This window comes from Acinetobacter sp. DL27, assembly GCF_055810995.1.
This window is the reverse complement of record NZ_CM147947.1, coordinates 1,238,092-1,257,530: the sequence shown is the minus strand read 5'-3', so window position 1 is coordinate 1,257,530 and position 19,439 is coordinate 1,238,092. Positions and strand designations below refer to the sequence as shown.

At 39.6% G+C, this 19,439-nt stretch carries 18 protein-coding genes; 12 read left to right on the top strand and 6 right to left on the bottom strand.

The window, feature by feature from the left end:
• The first annotated feature begins 10 nt into the window (after positions 1–10).
• The 8 genes from cyoE to alr all read left to right on the top strand — a co-directional run bounded on the left by cyoE (position 11) and on the right by alr (position 7,935).
• Positions 11–889, top strand: coding sequence for a heme o synthase (gene cyoE, locus AC0KVP_RS06060; protein ID WP_473339638.1), 879 nt, complete (start codon positions 11–13; stop codon positions 887–889).
• A gap of 107 nt (positions 890–996) precedes the next feature.
• A complete protein-coding gene (locus tag AC0KVP_RS06055; protein ID WP_473339636.1) occupies positions 997–3,111 on the top strand; it encodes a PA5441 family protein in 2,115 nt (704 codons plus the stop codon).
• 6 nt (positions 3,112–3,117) lie between these two features.
• A complete protein-coding gene (locus tag AC0KVP_RS06050; protein WP_473339635.1) occupies positions 3,118–3,873 on the top strand; it encodes a DUF3142 domain-containing protein in 756 nt (251 codons plus the stop codon).
• Between the two features lie 144 nt (positions 3,874–4,017).
• Positions 4,018–4,404, top strand: coding sequence for a 30S ribosomal protein S6 (gene rpsF, locus AC0KVP_RS06045; protein WP_004696436.1), 387 nt, complete (start codon positions 4,018–4,020; stop codon positions 4,402–4,404).
• A gap of 11 nt (positions 4,405–4,415) precedes the next feature.
• Positions 4,416–4,643 (top strand): 30S ribosomal protein S18, encoded by a 228-nt coding sequence (rpsR, locus tag AC0KVP_RS06040; RefSeq protein ID WP_004278792.1) that lies wholly within the window; start codon positions 4,416–4,418, stop codon positions 4,641–4,643.
• A gap of 9 nt (positions 4,644–4,652) precedes the next feature.
• Complete coding sequence (gene rplI / locus AC0KVP_RS06035; RefSeq protein WP_004696433.1) at positions 4,653–5,099, top strand: 50S ribosomal protein L9; 447 nt, start codon at positions 4,653–4,655, stop codon at positions 5,097–5,099.
• 272 nt (positions 5,100–5,371) lie between these two features.
• A complete protein-coding gene (dnaB, locus tag AC0KVP_RS06030) occupies positions 5,372–6,817 on the top strand; it encodes a replicative DNA helicase (RefSeq protein ID WP_473339632.1) in 1,446 nt (481 codons plus the stop codon).
• Between the two features lie 47 nt (positions 6,818–6,864).
• Positions 6,865–7,935 carry an alanine racemase gene (gene alr / locus AC0KVP_RS06025; protein WP_184119022.1) on the top strand — a complete coding sequence of 357 codons (1,071 nt, stop codon included), beginning with the start codon at positions 6,865–6,867 and terminating at the stop codon, positions 7,933–7,935.
• Between the two features lie 32 nt (positions 7,936–7,967).
• On the opposite strand, the gene AC0KVP_RS06020 is transcribed toward alr, so the two are convergent.
• From AC0KVP_RS06020 to AC0KVP_RS06000, 5 genes are read right to left on the bottom strand one after another with little or no spacing between them, the layout of a single operon-like run.
• Positions 7,968–8,393: a BLUF domain-containing protein gene (locus AC0KVP_RS06020; RefSeq protein ID WP_473339629.1), complete on the bottom strand. Its 426-nt coding sequence runs from the start codon at positions 8,391–8,393 to the stop codon at positions 7,968–7,970.
• Positions 8,394–8,440: 47 nt separating this feature from the next.
• Entirely contained in the window at positions 8,441–9,175 is a 735-nt protein-coding gene (locus AC0KVP_RS06015) for a proteasome-type protease (RefSeq protein WP_004696423.1), read from the bottom strand.
• 24 nt (positions 9,176–9,199) lie between these two features.
• A complete protein-coding gene (locus AC0KVP_RS06010; RefSeq protein WP_473339626.1) occupies positions 9,200–9,979 on the bottom strand; it encodes a transglutaminase family protein in 780 nt (259 codons plus the stop codon).
• A complete protein-coding gene (locus AC0KVP_RS06005) occupies positions 9,976–10,578 on the bottom strand; it encodes an alpha-E domain-containing protein (RefSeq protein ID WP_004982053.1) in 603 nt (200 codons plus the stop codon). Before AC0KVP_RS06005 ends, AC0KVP_RS06010 begins: the two co-directional genes overlap by 4 nt.
• A 25-nt stretch (positions 10,579–10,603) precedes the next feature.
• Entirely contained in the window at positions 10,604–12,154 is a 1,551-nt protein-coding gene (locus AC0KVP_RS06000) for a circularly permuted type 2 ATP-grasp protein (protein WP_473339624.1), read from the bottom strand.
• Positions 12,155–12,393: 239 nt separating this feature from the next.
• Here AC0KVP_RS06000 and AC0KVP_RS05995 point away from each other — a divergent pair, with 239 nt between their 5' ends.
• Positions 12,394–13,395, top strand: coding sequence for a helix-turn-helix transcriptional regulator (locus AC0KVP_RS05995; protein WP_234950383.1), 1,002 nt, complete (start codon positions 12,394–12,396; stop codon positions 13,393–13,395).
• A 492-nt stretch (positions 13,396–13,887) separates the two neighbouring features.
• A complete protein-coding gene (locus AC0KVP_RS05990; protein WP_473339623.1) occupies positions 13,888–15,825 on the top strand; it encodes an SIR2 family protein in 1,938 nt (645 codons plus the stop codon).
• A 60-nt stretch (positions 15,826–15,885) separates the two neighbouring features.
• Here the strand turns inward: AC0KVP_RS05990 and mnmG are convergent, their stop codons facing one another.
• Positions 15,886–17,766, bottom strand: a complete 1,881-nt coding sequence (gene mnmG, locus AC0KVP_RS05985; RefSeq protein WP_125274430.1) for a tRNA uridine-5-carboxymethylaminomethyl(34) synthesis enzyme MnmG — start codon at positions 17,764–17,766, stop codon at positions 15,886–15,888.
• Positions 17,767–18,019: 253 nt separating this feature from the next.
• Here mnmG and AC0KVP_RS05980 point away from each other — a divergent pair, with 253 nt between their 5' ends.
• Positions 18,020–18,370 (top strand): hypothetical protein, encoded by a 351-nt coding sequence (locus AC0KVP_RS05980; protein WP_473339621.1) that lies wholly within the window; start codon positions 18,020–18,022, stop codon positions 18,368–18,370.
• A 138-nt stretch (positions 18,371–18,508) separates the two neighbouring features.
• Positions 18,509–19,396 (top strand): bile acid:sodium symporter family protein, encoded by an 888-nt coding sequence (locus AC0KVP_RS05975; protein WP_224468860.1) that lies wholly within the window; start codon positions 18,509–18,511, stop codon positions 19,394–19,396.
• Positions 19,397–19,439 lie beyond the last annotated feature (43 nt).

Sequence of the window (19,439 nt, the reverse complement as noted above, 5' to 3'; positions counted from 1 at the left end):
ACTGATCGTCATGTTGAAAAAGTATTTATTCCTGACTAAACCAGGAATTCTCTTTGGTAACTTCGTTACCACTCTGGGCGGCTTCTTTTTAGCCGCTCAGGGGTCTGTAGATTTCCTCCCCCTTCTCATCACTCTACTTGGTACAACACTAGTTGTTGCTTCTGGCTGTGTCGTCAATAACGTCATTGATCAAGATATTGATCAAAAGATGGAACGGACGATGAACCGTGCATTAGTTAAAAAAACCATCAGTCCTTCCGTAGCTTTGGCATTTTCTGCTGCGCTTGGAATATTAGGTTTCGCCCTACTCTGGTTCTTTGTTAATGCTTATGCCTTTGGCTTTGCTGTACTTGGCTTTGTGGTTTATGTGATTTTTTATAGTCTATGGAGCAAACGCACATCCATTCACCAAACCGTGATTGGAAGTATTTCTGGTGCTAGTCCACCAGTGATCGGCTATACAGCTGTGACCAATGAATTTGATGTTGCCGCATTGTTGCTTTTCTTAGCATATGCACTTTGGCAAATGCCTCATTCATGGGGAATTGCGGTATACCGCTTTGACGACTATAAAAATGCAGGCATTCCAATTTTACCTGTAGCACGTTCAATTTTCCGCACGAAAGTTGAAAGCTTGATTTATGTCTTGCTGTTTGCTGCAGTGTTAAATGGCTTGTATTGTTTTGGCTATACCAATATGTTTTTTCTTATCACCTTTAACGCACTCTGTGCTTATTGGGTATATTTATCAATCATTGGTTTTAAAGCTGAAAATGATCAGGTTTGGGCAAAACGCTATTTCTTATATTCAGTGATTTTAATTACTGCATTAAGTTTTAGTTTTAGTTTTAGCTATGTCTCACCTGCTCCACATTTGCCGCTGTTTTAAAAAAGATAGAGTTCTCTCTATCTTTTTTTTATTTCAACTTATTCAATATTTAAGTCTAGTCTTTAAATTGTTACCATAGCAGACACAACAATAACTCATACTCTGCAATGAAAATGCCATCACAATTTTTTAAAAAATCTATTTTTATTAGTCTATTCCCTATCACTCTTGCTTATAGCACACACAGTTTTTCTGGTTTTGATGTTTCTTGCTATCCATCGACCAACATTCAAACCAATGCCTATACAGCCTGTGACAATTTGCCTGCGCTCACGCCCGCCAATGACAATCAAACCAATATGCTCTTACTTCTGAGCGACATGGGTTTGGCCAAATTGAATTTTAATCAGCCAAATAATCCGCTTTGGGAAACTGAATATAGCAACGTACCATTTGCGGCTAAAACATTGTTTGGAAGCGCAACCAATAAACGACCGAATGCCCGATTAAAACCAAGCAATGAAAAAACACCCTACCAAGAACATTGCAGTAGTCTAGACAATGGTGCGGATCAATTTACCCAGCAGGTAAAAACCGACAAAAATCTTAGCAAAGCGGAAAAAGATTTACTGATTCAAGAAAGACAAAATATCTCAGCCTGTGACCGTGATCTTGCCCTCATCCAAGTCAATCCGAACTGGTCTATACAAGCACGTCAGTATGCGTCTTATTTAAATGCAACCATTGCCTTTTATAATAGTAACTTTTCCACAGCTACTAAAATTTACTCAGTATTAACTACGGTTGATCAGCTTTGGATCAAAGAAACATCGCAATATATGCTGATTCGTAGCAGCCTCAATGACAGCTATCAGTCGGGTGTCGGTGAATATGGTGACTTAAAAATCGATAAAGTAGATCAGACTTTACTCAAAAACACCTATGAGCATATCACTACCTACTTCAAACGCTTCCCTGAGGGAAAATATGCGGCAAGCGCACGTGGTTTACTACGTCGTTGTTATTGGCTGAGTGGAAATATCGAACTCCTGACCAACGAACTGGCATGGCAAATCAATCATCCTGATTCTAAATACTATAATTTAGAGCTCGATAATCTAGCCTTTGAAATGGATCGCCATGTTTTTCAAAGCCGCTCATTCAATGCAAAAAATCTAAAAGATCCCTTCTTTCTGACCATTTCAGATTTAATGCAAATGCGTCAGGCAACATCAGCAGAAGATAAAGTCTTAAGCTGGTCTGAACTCAACAACCAAAAAACACTATTTAAGAGTCAGCCAGAACTGTTCCAATACCTACAAGCCAATCACTTATTCTTTGTGCAGAACAAACCAGCTGAAGCTTTAAAATATTTGCCAGAACATTCCTCTAATGCAATCAAGAGTTACCTTCAACTCAGTCAAATATTGTTAAAAGGTCGTATTTTAGAGAAACTCGGACAAACTCAAAATGCACAGCAGTATTGGGAAGGTCAGCTTAGTCAATCAAAATCCATTGAACAGCGTGGCTTATTTGAGCTAATGTTGTATCCACATTATGCTCAGCAGCAAAGTGCAAACGTATTCATCGGTTCAAATGCTAAAATCAAACAAGCTGCATTGCAAAAAAGCTTTATTGAAAATGAAGCCAATGAAAAAAGCTTAATGCAAATTGTACAGAGCAAAGCATCAAATACAGATCAAAAAAATTTAGCCTTATATAAAACTTTGCAAAAGTCATTGGTACATCAGAACTTTAAACTGTTTAATCAAGCCTTTGTACTGCTACCACAAGATGCCGCGAAGTATAAATATGACTCAGAAACATATAAAAATTATAAAAACCAACCGCCTTTCAGTGATTTCATTTGGGTAGGAACAAAAATCACGCCACAAATTCAATGCCCTGACTTATTCAGTCTGACTCAAAAACTTGAAAATTCACCTCAAGATTTAAAGCTCCGACTTTGTTTGGGCGAATATGCACGCTCGACTCAAGGCTACAACATAAGCTATGTCACCGCTTTAGAAAAAGAAACTTCCAGCTTTCAAGGTGCAATTTTTGCCCGTGGTCAAGTGTATAAAGACATCATCAAATCCAGTTCTGTACCCGATTTAAAAGCTTATGCGCTTTATCGTTCAATCATGTGTTATTCACCAAGCGGGATGAATGACTGTCAGGATGCAGAAGTTGAAAAATCTACCCGTAAACAATGGTTCGACCACATTAAACGTGACTACCCAAGTACTTCTTGGGCACAATCTTTAAAGTATTACTGGTAAGACTATATGTTGAAGCAGATTTTTTCCGTTGTTATGACGTTGATCTGTATGCTGAGCATCATGGCCTGTCAGCCGAGTCAGTCAGCTTCAACATCTAGTCGGGTAAATGCCAAAGACTATGATGCGTTTTGGATTTGGGGCAATATTTCATCTGCCCCTTACCTAAATGCGGCTAAAGAAATTTATGTTTTACAAGGTGAGATCCGTTTAGATTCCCAAACACATCACTCTAAGCTCATACCGCAAGGCGTAAGTGTCTTAAAAATTCCTCAGCAAAAGGTGTGGCTGGTTTTTCGTAATTATCATCTAGACTGGCAGGGCCAAGAACTTATACACATTCTAAAACGTATTCAGCAATGGGAAAATGCAGGGAATCATATTCAAGGCATACAAATTGATTTCGATGCCAAAACCAGACATATTCACCAATATGCCCTATTCTTAAGTCAATTAAGAAAACAATTACCGCAGCACTATCAACTCAGTATCACGGGTTTAATGGACTGGACCAATGTGACAAACCAAGAGACTTTAAACCTCCTGAATAAGACCATCGACGAGTTGGTCATTCAAACTTATCAAGGTTCAACCACCCTCCCCAACTATGCAGCTTATTTAAAAAAAGTTTCAGCACTGAAACTGCCTTACAAAATTGGCATTGTTCAACATGGTCAGTGGCATAGACCATCAAAGCTTGAAAATGATACAAACTTTAAAGGCTATGTCGTCTTCCTTTTGCGCTCAAAACCTCAAAATAATTAGGGCTTTTTAAGAGAAGTTCTTGAATTTGGCGCGCAAAGTCTCTAAAATTCCCCCTTCGCATCTAATGCGACACAACCTTGGTTGTGACTCCTTGCTTCTAACAACTTTTTTGTTAGGGGCTGTTTAAACCGTAAGGAGCTGACAATGCGTCATTACGAAATCGTACTTTTAGTACACCCTGATCAAAGCGATCAAGTCGTTGGTATGGTAGAACGCTACCTAACTCACATCAAAGAAGCTGAAGGTCAAATTCACCGTCTTGAAGACTGGGGCCGTCGTCAATTGGCTTACCCAATCAACAAGATCCACAAAGCTCACTACATTCTTATGAATGTTGAGTGTGGTCAAACTACTCTTGATGAGTTAGAAGAATTGTTCCGTTACAACGATGCAATTATTCGTAGCCTTATCATCCGTCGTGAGAACGCTATCACTGAAGAGTCACTATTGGCTAAGAGTGCTGAAGAAAAACGTGCGCGTAAAGCTCAACGTGAAGAAGCACAACAAGCTCAAGACTCTGCTGAAGCATAAGGAGAACATCAATGGCACGTTTTTACCGTCGTCGCAAGTTCTGCCGCTTTACAGCTGAGAACGTTACGTACATCGACTACAAAGATATCGACACTTTAAAACAGTACATCACTGAAAACGGCAAGATTGTTCCTAGCCGTATTACAGGTACTAAAGCTCGTTACCAACGTCAATTAGCGCTTGCTATTAAACAAGCTCGCTACTTGTCTTTGATCCCTTACACTGACAATCATAAGTGAGGTTGAGCTGTGGATATTATCTTATTACAACGCATTAAAAACCTTGGTAAATTAGGCGATAAAGTTTCAGTTAAAGCTGGTTACGGCCGCAACTACCTTATCCCTCAAGGTCAAGCAGTAGCTGCTACTGAAGCTAACACTGCTGCTTTTGAAGCTCGTCGCGCTGAACTTGAGAAAGCTGAAGCTGATGTTTTAGCTGCTGCTCAAGCACGTGCTAGCCAATTAGACGAAGTTAACATCGTAATCACTGCGAAAGCTGGTGACGAAGGTAAACTATTCGGTTCTATCGGTACTCGTGATATCGCTGACGCGTTAACAAATGCTGGTCTTGAAGTTGACCGTGCAGAAGTTCGTTTACCGAACGGTGCACTTCGTCACACTGGCGAATTCAACATCGCAATCCAATTGCACCATGATGTTGTTGCTGAAGTTCTCGTTACTATCGTATCTGAGTAATTTCCTGCAAAAAAAAGAGCATGCTTTTGCATGCTCTTTTTTTATCTCTATGAAAAAGTAGTTTCATCGCTCAGCTTAAAACCTCATCAGTCTGCTCCATAAAATGCCAAATTTGAATATTATGGGTTTTATCCATAAGCCTTGAATTCAGCACACAGCAGCTGCATTTTTTGATAAAGTGCATAGAGTTAAATGACTGTAATTTTTTCCAAATTTACAGTGAAATTTATCTTAAGTTATCCCTCTTACTGTATTAAAAATCAGGGCGTTATATGTCACAGGCGAATGCCACTGCTCAAAAGAGCTCATCGAAACAAGACAATAAACCGAATGAGTCGGGGCAACTGAAAGAATTCCGTACACCTCCGCATAACTTAGCATTGGAACAAGCCGTACTTGCCGCTTTAATGACGGTTGCTGAATCCTTTGAACAAGTTGGCGATGTCCTAACTGAAAATGACTTTTATGCGACGCGCCATAAATATATTTTCCGCGCGATTGCGCAACTCTCCAAAGACAGCTCACCCTATGATGCGGTTTTAGTTCATGACTGGCTCACCACACAAAACCTACTCGATGCGGTTGGTGGTGAAGAGTACCTGATGCAATTGATGGCAGACTCCCCGTCTAGTTTCTATAACATGGAAACTTATGCCATCAAGATCAAAGAATTTTCGACTTTGCGCAGCATGATCAAGGTTAGTTCTGAAATTTTACAAAATGCCTATGACACCAAAGGTCGTAACGTCAGTGAAATTTTAGATTTGGCCGAAACTAATATTTTCTCTTTGGCAGAACAACACAATAACAATGCCAAAGCTCAAGGGCCTAAAGCCATCAATACAGTTGTAGCTGATGTATTTGATAAGCTTAATGAGCTGTCGCAAATGGAAGGCAGCATTACAGGCTTAACTACAGGCTTTCTTGAACTCGACAATAAAACCTCGGGCATGCAAGCAGGTGATTTGATTATTGTTGCAGCGCGTCCATCGATGGGTAAAACCACTTTTGCCATGAATTTAGTGGAAAGCGTGCTGTTTAATAATGACTTACCTGCCTTGGTTTACTCCATGGAGATGCCAGCCGACTCCATCGCCATGCGTTTAATTTCATCTTACGGGAAAGTCCATCAGGGCCATTTACGTTCAGGTAAACTCGATGGCGATGAATGGTCAAAAGTTACGGGCACCATTTTGCAACTGCAAGAGAAAAAGCTCTATATCGATGACTCCTCTGCTCTTCCACCTACAGAAGTTCGTGCTCGCGCACGTCGTATTGCCAAACAGCACGATGGTAAACTCGGCTGCATCATGGTCGATTACTTACAGCTGATGAAAGTACCAGGTATGGGTGATAACCGTGTCGGTGAGATTTCAGAAATTTCACGAAGCCTAAAAGCTCTTGCCAAAGAAATGATGTGCCCTGTGATTGCACTATCGCAGCTTAACCGTTCCCTCGAGAACCGCCCAAACAAACGTCCCGTGATGTCAGACTTACGTGAATCCGGTGCGATCGAGCAGGACGCCGACTTAATCATGTTTATTTACCGTGACGAAGTCTATAACAAAGAGTCCAAAGAAGCGGGCACTGCCGAAATTATTATTGGTAAACAACGTAACGGCCCTATTGGTACCGTTCGACTTGCTTTTGAAGGCCAATATACCCGCTTTAGTAACTTATCCCCTGAGTTTTATGCTCAGTACGATGATGAGGAATAATTAAAGCCTCATCGTCGCCTTTCCATGACCCTGTAGGAGTAATTAGGGTGCGTCAAGCAACAGTTTATATTGATAGCCAAGCGCTGCAATATAATTTAAACCGTGTCAAACAACTTGCCCCAAACGCGAAAATCGTCAGCATGGTCAAAGCCAATGCTTATGGACACGGAGTCAAAGACTGTTTAGCAGCCTTAAGTGAAACCGATGCCTTTGGCGTCGCCTGTTTAGAAGAAGCATTAGAGATTCGTGAACTCGGCTTTACACAACCGATTACACTGATTGAAGGTGTTTTCTCAGCAGATGAAATGCAAACCGTCATTGAGCAAAATATCGAGTGTGTGGTTCATCAGCAACAACAAGTCGATTGGTTAATCTCACATAAAACCGCGTATATCGCACAAAAGCTTAAAGTATGGGTAAAACTCAATAGCGGTATGAACCGTTTAGGCTTTAAAGTTGCCGAAATCATTGATGTCATCAACACTTTAAAAGCAGAAGGCTTTACATGTGTCCTAGCAATGCACTTTGCCAATGCCGATGCGGATCACCCACTCAATGAACAGCAACGTGCGCAATTTCTACACATCAAAGAAGCGTGTTCACCCATCCTAGCCTCATGTTGTAACTCAGCTGCTATTTTTAAATGGCCTGGACTTAATTTTGATTTTGTTCGTCCTGGCATCATGCTGTACGGTGCATCACCTTTTGCCGATAAAAATGCACACGACTTGGACTTAAAGCCAGTTATGACTTTCACTGCAGAAATTATTGCATTAAATACCATTCAAGCAGGTGAAGGTGTCGGCTATGGTTCACATTTTGTCGCAAACCAAGAAACTGAACTGGCCATTGTTTCGATTGGTTATGGTGATGGCTATCCACGTGCATTTCCAAAGCAAAACTATGTTGCTATAGATGGTCAGGCAGTAGCTGTTGTGGGCCGAGTAGCAATGGACATGATTGCAATCGATGTGACGGGGTTAAACGCCAGACTCGGTACAAAAGTTGAGCTCTGGGGTGAAAGCCGCTTAGTTGACGATGTTGCGGAAGCCAATGGAACCATTGGCTATGAGCTACTTTGCCGGTTAAGCAATCGCCCTACACGTAAGCAAATCTAGCCATAAAAGCCCAAGTAGAACTTGGGCTTTTTTCAACCTAGACTCTCATCAGGCCCGGCATCATAAAGGTCTTGCAATAGCTGTTCAATTTGTTGTTGACTCATGCTCTGCGGTTCAAATGTTGCAAAACCCATCTCACGCATTTTGGTATGTACACTACTCATACGTTGCACATACTTCATGCCCCAAGCTCTAAAATGTGCCGCGTGAATAGTTTTTGCCTCAAAGACTTTGATATCTTTATGTCTAGGGTCTTTCAATAATTTCGACATTAATAATTCTAAAGCAGCTTCATCCCCTTCTAAGCACTGGAAATAATGCTGATCAGCATAATAAAGAACACCTGAAATATTATGCAATGCATTAAAATCACGCGCTTCGCTTAAAATGTCTCGAACATCTTGAAGAAGCTGTACCTGATCCGAAGTTGAAGTACTTGCATAGCAAATTTGCTGCATAGACTTCCCCAATTTATTGATTTCATTATTTTTAGCATTTAGCAGGTTTATACTAAATAGTCATCCGTCGGCTTTGCCAATTCTTGTAATCCTTTTCTTAAGGTATCCGACCATTGCTTACTGATGCTTGAAAAATACGGATCCTCTTCATCAATCCGCTTACCCACTGGAATATGTAAACTATCTCTCGTGTACACCAAAGCATCTAAGGGCAAACCTACAGAAACATTGGAACGCAAGGTTGAATCAAAAGAAATCAAACTACACTTCACCGCTTCGTCTAAGGGCATGTCATACCGTAATGCACGATCTAGAATAGGCTTGCCATATTTACTTTCACCAATTTGAAAATACGGCGTATCTTTGGTCGCACAAATAAAATTCCCTTGCGGGTAGATATTATAAAGTTGCATTTCTGCCCCTTTAATTTGTCCACCGACCAATAAGCTACAGTAGTAATTACTCTGTTCCTGCGTGTCCGGCGCCATATCCGCCAAGACTTTTTTCAAAGTATGTCCGACCAACTCAGCCGCTTCGAACATGGTATTGACACTATATAAATTCGGTTCTTGGCTTAACTCCAGATGATTTTTTAAATGTCCAATCACTGCTTGAGTTGTTGCTAAATTTCCTGAGGTTTGAATCGCAATAAAGCGTTCACCCTCTACACCAAATGTATACAGTTTCCTAAACACGGATATATGGTCTACACCTGCATTCGTACGCGTATCACTTATAAAAACCAAACCATCTTGCAGACGAAGTGCACAACAATAGGTCATAGAACATCCTTTTTCAGCTAAACCTTAACAACTTAAAACTTGTACCATGGAATGCATCGATTCCACCCCACCTTTTTCACGTACGCCACGAACGGGAGCCACATCCCAATAATCACGCCCAATAGCTACATAGATATGTGACTGTGGTTTGAACAATTGATTACTGGTATCAAAACAATACCATGCATCATCAATATACACCTCGGCCCACGCGTGACTGGCGAGGTGTGAAGTTTCAGGTACATGCAAATACCCCGATACATAACGTACCGGTAAGCCAAGATGCTTACACATGGCAATAAAAACATGACTATGGTCCTGACATACGCCTTGCTGCCCATTGAATGCATCGATTGCCGAAGTGAGCACCGAGGTTTCGGCAGATACATAAGGAATATGCGCTAAAACGGCTTCTGACAGTTTCATCAAATTTTCCCGATTCAGCTCAGGCACATACTGATGTGCAAATGCCTTCATTTCGGCATTGCACTGGGTATTGGGCGTCGGCTGTAAAAATAAATTGGGATTCAGTCGATCTTGGATGCCATGTTCTGCCAAGCTATTAATTTCAACAATGCCCTGCGCCATTATGGTCAGCTGTTGATAGGCTTCACGTTGCGAACTGGTAATCCAAATATTATGAAACGCATCCCGTTTTTCTTCACGCTCTCCTGGCACACTCACATGCCAGTGACATACCTTTTGGTGCGAATTATTCGTGGGTGTCATTTTGATATATTGAATGCTGTTCAGCGCCAATTCACTGTATTGATAATGCGTTTGGTGATTGATCATAAGTTTCATACATCAACCTCAAACAATTGTTGAATATAATCACTAAAATGATAAAAATTCATCGCATCAGGTTGTGATTTGAGCTCTAGCCAAGCCTGTGCCAAATTTAGCCAGCCCATTTCTTTTAACAACATGACGATGTTTTCTATTTCAACTAAAGTATTTTGTGCATCTTGTTTCAGGCGAATTTGACGGTCAAGCTGCTCAATCATTTGCCCCAAACTAAAGAATAAAAAGACATCACTGGCTTCAGACTCAAGTACATCCTGACACTCTCCAACCACATCACAAATGTAGGCGGTATTTTCAGTGGCATTTTTGATAAATTGATTCAGTTCTGCATAGGCCTTTGCAGATAAAATCCCGCGTAAGTCTTGAACATTACTCTTGGCGCTTTGAAATTGCTGGTTAAATGAAGCAGGATTGTTTGGGTTTAAAATCAGCTCATTCAGTGAACACGCATCAAAAGCAGGCAAACAAAATGCATGCGCATAATCCATTGCAGGCTGATCTTGGGTAAACGGAAACTGAGCACACAAATATTGAGTACGTGTTAAATAACGCCCTAACCAAAAAATATTTTCAGCATTGGTGCTTAATAAAATCATAGTTCTACCCTCATATTTGTTTATTTTATGAATGTAAGTTTTCCACGACCCAAGTGTCTTTAATTCCTCCTCCTTGGGATGAGTTGACCACCAACGAACCTTCTTTCATCGCAACACGTGTTAAACCGCCAGGGACAATTTCGGTACGATACGGTGAACTGAGCACAAACGGTCTAAGGTCAATATGACGCTCAGAAACACCCGATTCAGTCATGGTTGGACTGACAGAAAGCTCTAATGTGGGCTGGGCAATATATAAATGCGGTGTCGCCATGAGCTTATCTCTAAATTGCTCAATTTGGCTTTTACAGGCTTGCGGTCCAATCAGCATACCATATCCACCCGAACCTTGCGCCTCTTTGACCACTAACTGCTCAAGGTTCTCCAGTACATAAGCCAAATCCTGCTTGTCACGGCATTGATATGTCGGAACATTTTTTAAGATAGGTTGTTCACCTAAATAGAACTGAATCATTTTATCGACATAAGGATAAATCGATTTATCATCCGCAACCCCTGTGCCTGGTGCATTCGCAATGACCACGTTATGACTCAAATAAGCCGACATCAACCCTGCGACACCTAAAGTGCTATTCGGCATAAAGCACAGCGGGTCAAGGTATGCATCATCCAAACGGCGGTAAATCACATCTACTCGTTGACGGCCACGAATGGTTTTGACATAGACTTTATCATGCTCCACAAACAAATCGCGCGATGTCACCAAAGGCACATCCATTTCACGGGCTAAAAAAGCATGTTCATAATAGGCACTATTAAAACGTCCCGGTGTCAACACCACGATGAAAGGCTGATCGACATACGCATTTTCAGCCAAGATTTGCTTAAGTAATTGTGGGTATTGTTCTATGCCTAAAATATGGTTCTTCTGCATTAAATCAGGCATAAGTTTTTCACTAATCTTACGACTTTCAAGCATATAAGACACACCCGACGGCGTTCTTAAATTATCTTCAAGTACATAAAACTCACCCTGCCCATCACGGATAATATCAATCCCACTAATTTGGCTATATATCTGACCTTTTAAACGATGCTCATACATATGCGGTTGATAAGCTTCATGCGTCAACACTTGCAGTTCTGGAATAATCTTCGCTTTGAGAATGTCTTGTTGATGATAAATATCATGTAAAAATAGATTTAAAGCCCGCACACGTTGTGCAGAACCAAGGGAAATTTTATTCCATTGTTGTTTAGCGATCACACGTGGAATTAAATCATAAGGAATGGTGCGCTCAATGCCCTCAGATTCACCATATACAGTAAACGTAATACCTTCATATAAAAAATGCTGTTTGGCAATTTGGTTCAATTCTTCGAGTTCTTGCACACTATGCTGTGACAACCAGTGCTCAATACGCGCACAAGCCACACCAGACATCGCTTGGTCATCTGTCATTTCATTAAAGAAATTCGAGGTCATTTGATGAAACAATCCAACAGACTGGCTCGATAGACGATCATGAGAGTGAATCGGATTTAATACAGGAGAGTTAAGCTTATATCCGTCCAACATCGTATTTACATTTGTATCTTTATCTTCTTTAAACATACAAACCTCTCAATTGTTATCGATATGTAACCCATACGAAGCAATATCTATGCCATGGATTTCTAAAGATGCTTTGTTTATTAATCGATAAAAAACGCATTGCTTCAATTCTATTTCGCATTAAGTTGTGTCAAAAAATATAACTGAAAAATTTCAAGCAAAGCTTGCTTAAACGAATGAGTTTTCTTATTGTGTTCACATTCAAGTAAGTAATTTCGACTCCTATATTTTATTAAACTATGTCTATACAAGAAAAAGAAACGTCCAATAGTCTCTATCGCCAATGGCAAATTTTGTCTCGCCTTTCCACTGGAAAATGGATGGGAACTCGAGAACTGCAAGAGATTTTACAACGTGAAGGCATCGATATTACTTTGCGAACCATTCAACGTGATTTAAACCAAATCTCTCAACGCTTCCCGATTGAAAACAATGGGGCTGTGCCTCAAGGCTGGCGTTGGCGTTCTGACGCTCCAATTCAAAGCTTACCGCACATGACCAGCTCTCAGGCGGTGACGTTTATGATGGTTGAAGAACATCTTAAACATCTTCTTCCTCCCAGCTTAATTGAAGAAATGAACCCATGGTTTGACTTAGCACGTCGTAGCCTCTCTACTCAAAACAATGTACGCCAATGGATTAACCGCGTACGCATTGTCCCTGCGACACAACCGCTGATTCCCCCGATTGTGGAGAAAACAGCACAGCAAGCCATCTATGAAGGACTACTCCAAGACAAACAGCTGGAATGCGTTTATCAAGGCTTAAACCAAGCGGTTGAAGCAAAAACCTATACGCTCAATCCGCTGGCACTGGTTCAAAAAGGTGCAATTATTTATTTGATTTGTACCCGCCACGACAAAACTGATATTCAAACCTTTGCACTGCACCGTTTCAAATCAGCGACGGTTTTAACCACTCGTGCCTTACACCCAGTCAATTTTGATATCGATGAATACATCGAATCGGGTGCATTAGGTTTCCGTGTAGACTTTTCAAAACCTACAGAAACCGTTGCACTTACCCTGACCATGACTGAAATAGATGCGCTGTATTTGGAGGAAACCAAACTCAGTACCAATCAGGTTTTAGAACCGCTTGGAAATGGGCAAATCTTGGTTCATGCGACCGTCCCTTTTACCAATCAACTGGTGTGGTGGTTACGTAGTTTTGGGCATAAAATTAGTCACATTGAACCCAAAGAAGTTCGTGATGCAGTTAATCAGACCATCACCGACTAAAATAAAAAAAGCCCCAAGTATTCGGGGCTTTACAGTCTTTTTGGTATTAGATATTTGAATTGCTTGGGTTTGTCGTTTTCATTGCTTATCTTGGTTTAATGCCTCCCCTAAACCAAGATAAGTGCGCTGTTTTTGGTGATTGATACAAACTAGCATTGGCATGCAAGCTCTCCACTGTTAAAACGGATCGATTTCATCGTCATGGTATTGACCTCATGTTAAGAACGTAAAATCAATTTAAAGGATGGCGATACTTTTGTGAAATAACATGATTGGCTATTTTTATCTGTTTTTATCTTAAACAACTATTTTGCTTTGTTTATCTGCCAAAACAAAAAACAGACCTTATGATCAAATCATACTCAAAATTGATTCACTAAAATTAAGCTATAAAAAACCTATGATAATGCGGTTTTTTTAAGAGAAAAATCAGTGTTAATTTGATTTAAATTCCATATAATAAAAAAATTATATTTTTTAATAAGTTATAAAATGATTTTTTCAGTTAAAGATATTGCCAAAACTTTAAAAGATAATAAAAAACAAGGTTTACCTGTCATTATTTTCACAGGTGCAGGCTGTTCCAAAAGTGCAGGAATGCCTTTAGCGAACGAACTTGTAGCCGAAATTAATAAAAAATTCAAAAGCAATCTTAGAGCATTAACTGATACTCAGAAAAAAGATTATGGTTCATGTATGGGGAAGCTTACCCCACATGAACAAAAAACTCTGATAGAAAAACACATTTCAAAAGCAAAAATCAATTGGGCACATATCGCTTTAGCCAGTCTTTTGAAGGAAGGCTATATTGGTAAAGTTCTAACTTTCAATTTTGATAATATTCTTAATCGTGCATGTAGCTTAGATAATTTTTTCCCACCAACTTATGATCTGAAAGTTCTCTCAGAAGAATACTTTTCTGCTATTCCCAATCAATCTATTGTGCACCTTCATGGACAATGGAGTGGTTTTCAACTTGCAAACTCAGATATTGATACTAAAAAACAAGCTGAAAAATTAAATAATTTTATTAAAAATACTATTAATAACTCACCCACATTATTTATTGGCTATAGCGGTGGAGCAGATTCATTCTTTAAACTTGTCGATGAAGGTTTTATTGGGCAACATCGTTTATTTTGGATTGATTATGTAAAAGAGCCAAACAATAATGTGAAGCAATTTATTGACGTGAACCCTAATCATAGAAATTTTATTGGTGAACAGGATGCTGACCGATTCCTTCTTGAACTCGCAATAGAGTTAAAATGCTTTCCTACAGAATTATTTAAAGACCCAATTAATCATTTAAAAGGAATTTGTGAGTTAGTTAATCAATTCCCACTACCAACATCAGATACTGAGGTTGATATATTAGAGGACACGAAGAAAACTCTAGCTATTGTAGATATAAATAAACCAAATTTTACAATTATCAAATTAGCAGAGGCATTACATACTAGTAAATTTGATTACATTATCAATCAAGCTAAAACACTCGACTTAACCCTAAAACCAATTTCAAAAATTGTTGCTTCTGCGTATTTAGGTAAGGCATTAAATTTTTTAACTAAAGATGACCATCAATTTCAAAAATATTTTGACAAAGCGATAACTTTGCAAATTAACTTCTACCAAGCTTACGCAGAAGTCGGAATTCAATGCGCTTTAACTGGTAAACAGGATTACTTAGAGAAATCATTAAACTATTTCGAAACATGCTTTCAAATAAATCCTAAAATAACAGACCTAAAACTAATTCAAGGATATGCAATCGTTCTAACTCAAATAGGGGCTTTCAAAAAAGATAAGCATCTTATCTTAAAAGCCATAGGGTTCTATAAAAATTTACTAAATGAATTACAAGGTGATCCTATTTTTTTAAAAAACTATGCAAATGCATATAAAAAATTGGCTTTACTTAGCGGTAACGAGAGTCTATTTAATGAGGCTTTTAAATTTTATAAAAAGTCATTAGAGATAATTCCTAATGATGTTCAAATTCTTATCGATTATGGTATTGCCATTTTTTATTTAGCTCAATTGAATGAAGACTCAAACCTATATAACCATGCTTTAATGCAATTAGAGAAAGCTAAAAAACTAAAGCCTCAAGATCTGAATGTCTTAACAAACTATATCACTTGCCTTTTAGGAGTAGCTAAAATCAATGAAGATGAGTACATTTTTGAAAAAGCAAAAGATATTTGTGAAAATGTATTAAATATTGAACCAAATCATGTAAGTAATTTAGAAAATTATGCTATCAGCCTATGTGCTCTTGCTGAATTAAAAAATGATATAAATCTAGCAAAAAAAGCAATTCAGTATTTTGAAAAGACATTAAAGCTTAAACCCGAAGATCAAGACTTGAGATACAACTATAATGAAGCCATTTCTACCTTAAATAATTTAGATAAAAAAATATAGCTAATACCTAATCTAACTAATAAAAACCCGCACTTGGCGGGCTTTTATTAACTCAAAATCTTAAGCAGATTTTTTCGCTTGTGCATTTTTACGAATCGTAATCATGATCAATTGCACTGCTGCAGGTGTTACCCCCGGAATACGATTTGCTTGTGCCAATGTCTCAGGACGTACATCTTTCAATTTTAAAGTAATTTCACGAGATAAGCCTGAAACGACATCATAATTAAAATCGGCTGGAATTTTAGTTTCTTCCAAACGCTTCATTTGCGCGACATCTTCATGCTGACGGTTAATATAACCTGCATATTTCACCGCGATTTCAATTTGATCGCCCACTTGTGCAGAGACTTCAGAACCTGTGAGCTCCGCAATTTGAGCAAATGAAATATTCGGACGTTTTAACAAATCAATCGCAGAACACTCTTTCGATAAATCCGCACCTGTCATTTCGACAAACTTTTTACCCATTGGGTTGTTTGGTGCTGCCCAAAGGTGTTGTAAGCGACCAGTTTCTTGTTCAACGGCTTCCATTTTTTCACAGTAAGCAGCCCAACGCTCGTCATCTACCAAGCCCATTTCACGGCCTACTGGGGTTAAACGTTGATCCGCATTGTCTTCACGTAGCATCAAACGATATTCGGCACGTGAAGTAAACATACGGTATGGTTCTTTCGTACCGAGCGTAATCAAGTCATCCACCAATACGCCCATATAGGCTTCATCACGTTTTGGTGTCCATTGCTCTTGATCCCACGCACGACGCGCAGCATTTAAGCCTGCTAGTAGACCTTGCGCACCCGCCTCTTCATAACCTGTCGTACCATTGATTTGACCGGCAAAGTACAAGTTATTGATGGCTTTGGTTTCTAAAGTAAATTTCAATGCTTGCGGGTTGAAATAATCGTACTCGATAGCATAACCCGGACGTAAAATGTGCGCATTTTCCATTCCGCGAATTGAACGAACCAGCTCAAACTGTACATCAAACGGAAGTGAAGTTGAAATACCATTTGGATAAAGCTCATGTGTATCTAGGCCTTCAGGCTCTAAAAATACTTGGTGTGAGTCTTTATCGGCAAAGCGGTGAATTTTGTCTTCAATGGATGGGCAGTAACGTGGGCCCACGCCTTCAATAACACCAGTGTACATCGGTGAACGGTCTAAACCGCCGCGGATGATGTCATGGGTTTTTTCATTGGTATGGGTAATATAACAATTCACTTGTTCAGGGTGCATAGATGCATCACCCATGAATGACATAGTCGGTGATGGGAAATCACCCGGCTGTGGAATCATCACAGAAAAATCAACCGAACGCGCATCAATACGTGGTGGCGTACCTGTCTTTAAACGACCCACGGGCAAATTCAATTCACGTAAACGGTGTGCCAGTGAAATTGAAGGTGGATCACCTGCACGGCCGCCACTTGATTTTTCAAGACCAACGTGGATTACACCACCCAAGAACGTCCCTGCGGTGAGTACAACTGTTTTCGCATCAAAGCGAATACCCGTTTGAGTTACAACGCCCTTTACAGTATCACCCTCAACAATCAGGTCGTCTGCGGCTTGTTGGAAAATATCGAGATTTGCTTGGTTTTCTAAAGTGTCACGAATCGCGGCTTTATAGCGAATACGGTCTGCCTGTGCACGTGTTGCACGAACGGCTGCACCTTTACGTGAGTTTAGGATACGGAACTGAATACCACCTTTATCGGCAGCCAATGCCATTGCACCGCCCAAGGCATCAATTTCACGCACCAAATGCGATTTACCAATACCACCAATTGCTGGATTACAGCTCATCTGCCCTAAAGTCTCAATATTATGAGTTAAGAGTAAAGTCTGTCGCCCCATACGTGCCGCAGCCAATGCTGCTTCTGTACCTGCGTGACCGCCGCCGATAACAATGACATCGTAAACTTTAGGATAATGCATAGTGGTAAAGGAGATTAAAAAATGATAACGAAAGATTATAGCAAATTTTCGATTGTAAGTTGACAGATTCCGTGGAATTTATTGTATATGCGGTGCTGTGCTTACTGCGCCAGCGCTAGGTTTATGTAATTTTACTTGCAGAGCAGTAGCAAAAACTCAACAAAGGATGCGTTTTGTTACCTGAAAAGCCTTGTATTAATTTGATCATTTTTTATCCTATAAGTTAATCATACAACAACCAAAGGTAAGCATTATGAATAAGAAAATTCTTTTTTCATCCATTCTCTGCGGTTTATTTTTTTCGCCTTTTGTATCAGCCAACGACAAAGTTGAAAAGGTCTATGATAGTCAACGTTATCAACAAGTCTGTAAAGGCAAGTCACAAGGAACAGCGGTTAGTTTTGTCTATCGAGGCATTATTTGGAATGGTACCTGTGAAACTCAATTTTTCCCGAGCTCAAAAAATGCCAATATTCATGGTGATGAAGCTGAGTTAGCCAGCATTTGCCAAGGCGACTCAAAAGCGACATCAATCAATATCGAAGGTAAAGAAATCAAAGGCAAATGTGCCCTTGGTTTTGTAGCGCCTAAACCAAGAATGTAAGCTAAACAATTTAAAGTTCATGCTGTATTGAGGGTAAAAAATAGTCCATTTTTTACCCTTTTTTCTACCTTGTAAATTATTGAATTCTGTATACACTCAAAAAACACAAAAGATAAAAACGAATAAAAAAGGTATTCCATGGATTCGGAATTGTTTACAGTTTTTTTGCCTTTGACTTTGGCATTAATGATGATGGGTCTTGGTTTACACCTACGCCCAGCCGATTTTTATCGCCTCACACTGCACCCTAAAGTCATTTTCATCGCGTTATTTTCACAGTTGGTTCTACTGGTGGGCATTGCTTTCCTCATTTGCCAGTTTTTAAGTTTAGCGCCTATTTTCGCGATTGGTTTGATGCTCGTTGCAGCCTCACCAGGTGGACCAACGTCAAACCTCTTGACCTATTTATTTAAAGGTGATGTTGCGCTCAACATTACTCTTACAGCCACGAACTCCATCATTTCAACACTAACTCTCCCTTTTATTATTAATTTTTCACTGATGTACTTTCTACAAACATCACAACCCGTTGACATGCCCGCCATGAAAATGATGAAAGTTTTTTTTATTACCCTACTTCCTGTCAGTATGGGCATGTTTTTACGTTATTACTTCCCAAAACTTGCCGACAAATTAAACCGCCCAATGCGTATTTTGTCTGCGAGCTGTCTCCTTTTTATCTTTTTTCTCGCACTGTACTTAGAGCGACATAATTTTGTTGAATATGTGTTTGAGATTGGGCCAGCCGTAGCCTTATTCTGCTTCTGTAGCATGTTTATTGGTTTTTTTGTGCCACATCTGGCCAATATTCCAGAAAAACAAGCCTTAACCTGCTCTTTTGAGATCACCATTCACAACACCGCACTTGCCATTACAGTTGCCCTGTCAGTCTTAGGCAACACTGCCATGGCCATTCCTGCCGGTATTTATTCTATTTTCATGTTTGTATTTGCTGCGTTATTGGGCCTATTAATCTCGCGAAGAAATGACAGTTTATTTTTGAAGAAAGAGACCGCAGCTGAATAATTTCACGGTCATGATTTATATAATTTTAAGGAGAATATACACC

What these genes read in the sequence shown, in the direction of transcription:
- AC0KVP_RS06055 (WP_473339636.1), top strand. Translation starts at nt 997, where the DNA reads ATGAAAATGCCATCACAATTTTTTAAAAAATCTATTTTTATTAGTCTA.
- AC0KVP_RS06010 (WP_473339626.1), bottom strand. Translation starts at nt 9,979, where the DNA reads ATGAAACTTATGATCAATCACCAAACGCATTATCAATACAGTGAATTG.
- AC0KVP_RS05990 (WP_473339623.1), top strand. Translation starts at nt 13,888, where the DNA reads ATGATTTTTTCAGTTAAAGATATTGCCAAAACTTTAAAAGATAATAAA.
- rpsR (WP_004278792.1), top strand. Translation starts at nt 4,416, where the DNA reads ATGGCACGTTTTTACCGTCGTCGCAAGTTCTGCCGCTTTACAGCTGAG.
- AC0KVP_RS06000 (WP_473339624.1), bottom strand. Translation starts at nt 12,154, where the DNA reads ATGTTTAAAGAAGATAAAGATACAAATGTAAATACGATGTTGGACGGA.
- AC0KVP_RS05975 (WP_224468860.1), top strand. Translation starts at nt 18,509, where the DNA reads ATGGATTCGGAATTGTTTACAGTTTTTTTGCCTTTGACTTTGGCATTA.
- mnmG (WP_125274430.1), bottom strand. Translation starts at nt 17,766, where the DNA reads ATGCATTATCCTAAAGTTTACGATGTCATTGTTATCGGCGGCGGTCAC.
- cyoE (WP_473339638.1), top strand. Translation starts at nt 11, where the DNA reads ATGTTGAAAAAGTATTTATTCCTGACTAAACCAGGAATTCTCTTTGGT.
- rpsF (WP_004696436.1), top strand. Translation starts at nt 4,018, where the DNA reads ATGCGTCATTACGAAATCGTACTTTTAGTACACCCTGATCAAAGCGAT.
- AC0KVP_RS05980 (WP_473339621.1), top strand. Translation starts at nt 18,020, where the DNA reads ATGAATAAGAAAATTCTTTTTTCATCCATTCTCTGCGGTTTATTTTTT.
- AC0KVP_RS06050 (WP_473339635.1), top strand. Translation starts at nt 3,118, where the DNA reads ATGTTGAAGCAGATTTTTTCCGTTGTTATGACGTTGATCTGTATGCTG.
- AC0KVP_RS06015 (WP_004696423.1), bottom strand. Translation starts at nt 9,175, where the DNA reads ATGACCTATTGTTGTGCACTTCGTCTGCAAGATGGTTTGGTTTTTATA.
- AC0KVP_RS05995 (WP_234950383.1), top strand. Translation starts at nt 12,394, where the DNA reads ATGTCTATACAAGAAAAAGAAACGTCCAATAGTCTCTATCGCCAATGG.
- AC0KVP_RS06020 (WP_473339629.1), bottom strand. Translation starts at nt 8,393, where the DNA reads ATGCAGCAAATTTGCTATGCAAGTACTTCAACTTCGGATCAGGTACAG.
- AC0KVP_RS06005 (WP_004982053.1), bottom strand. Translation starts at nt 10,578, where the DNA reads ATGATTTTATTAAGCACCAATGCTGAAAATATTTTTTGGTTAGGGCGT.
- dnaB (WP_473339632.1), top strand. Translation starts at nt 5,372, where the DNA reads ATGTCACAGGCGAATGCCACTGCTCAAAAGAGCTCATCGAAACAAGAC.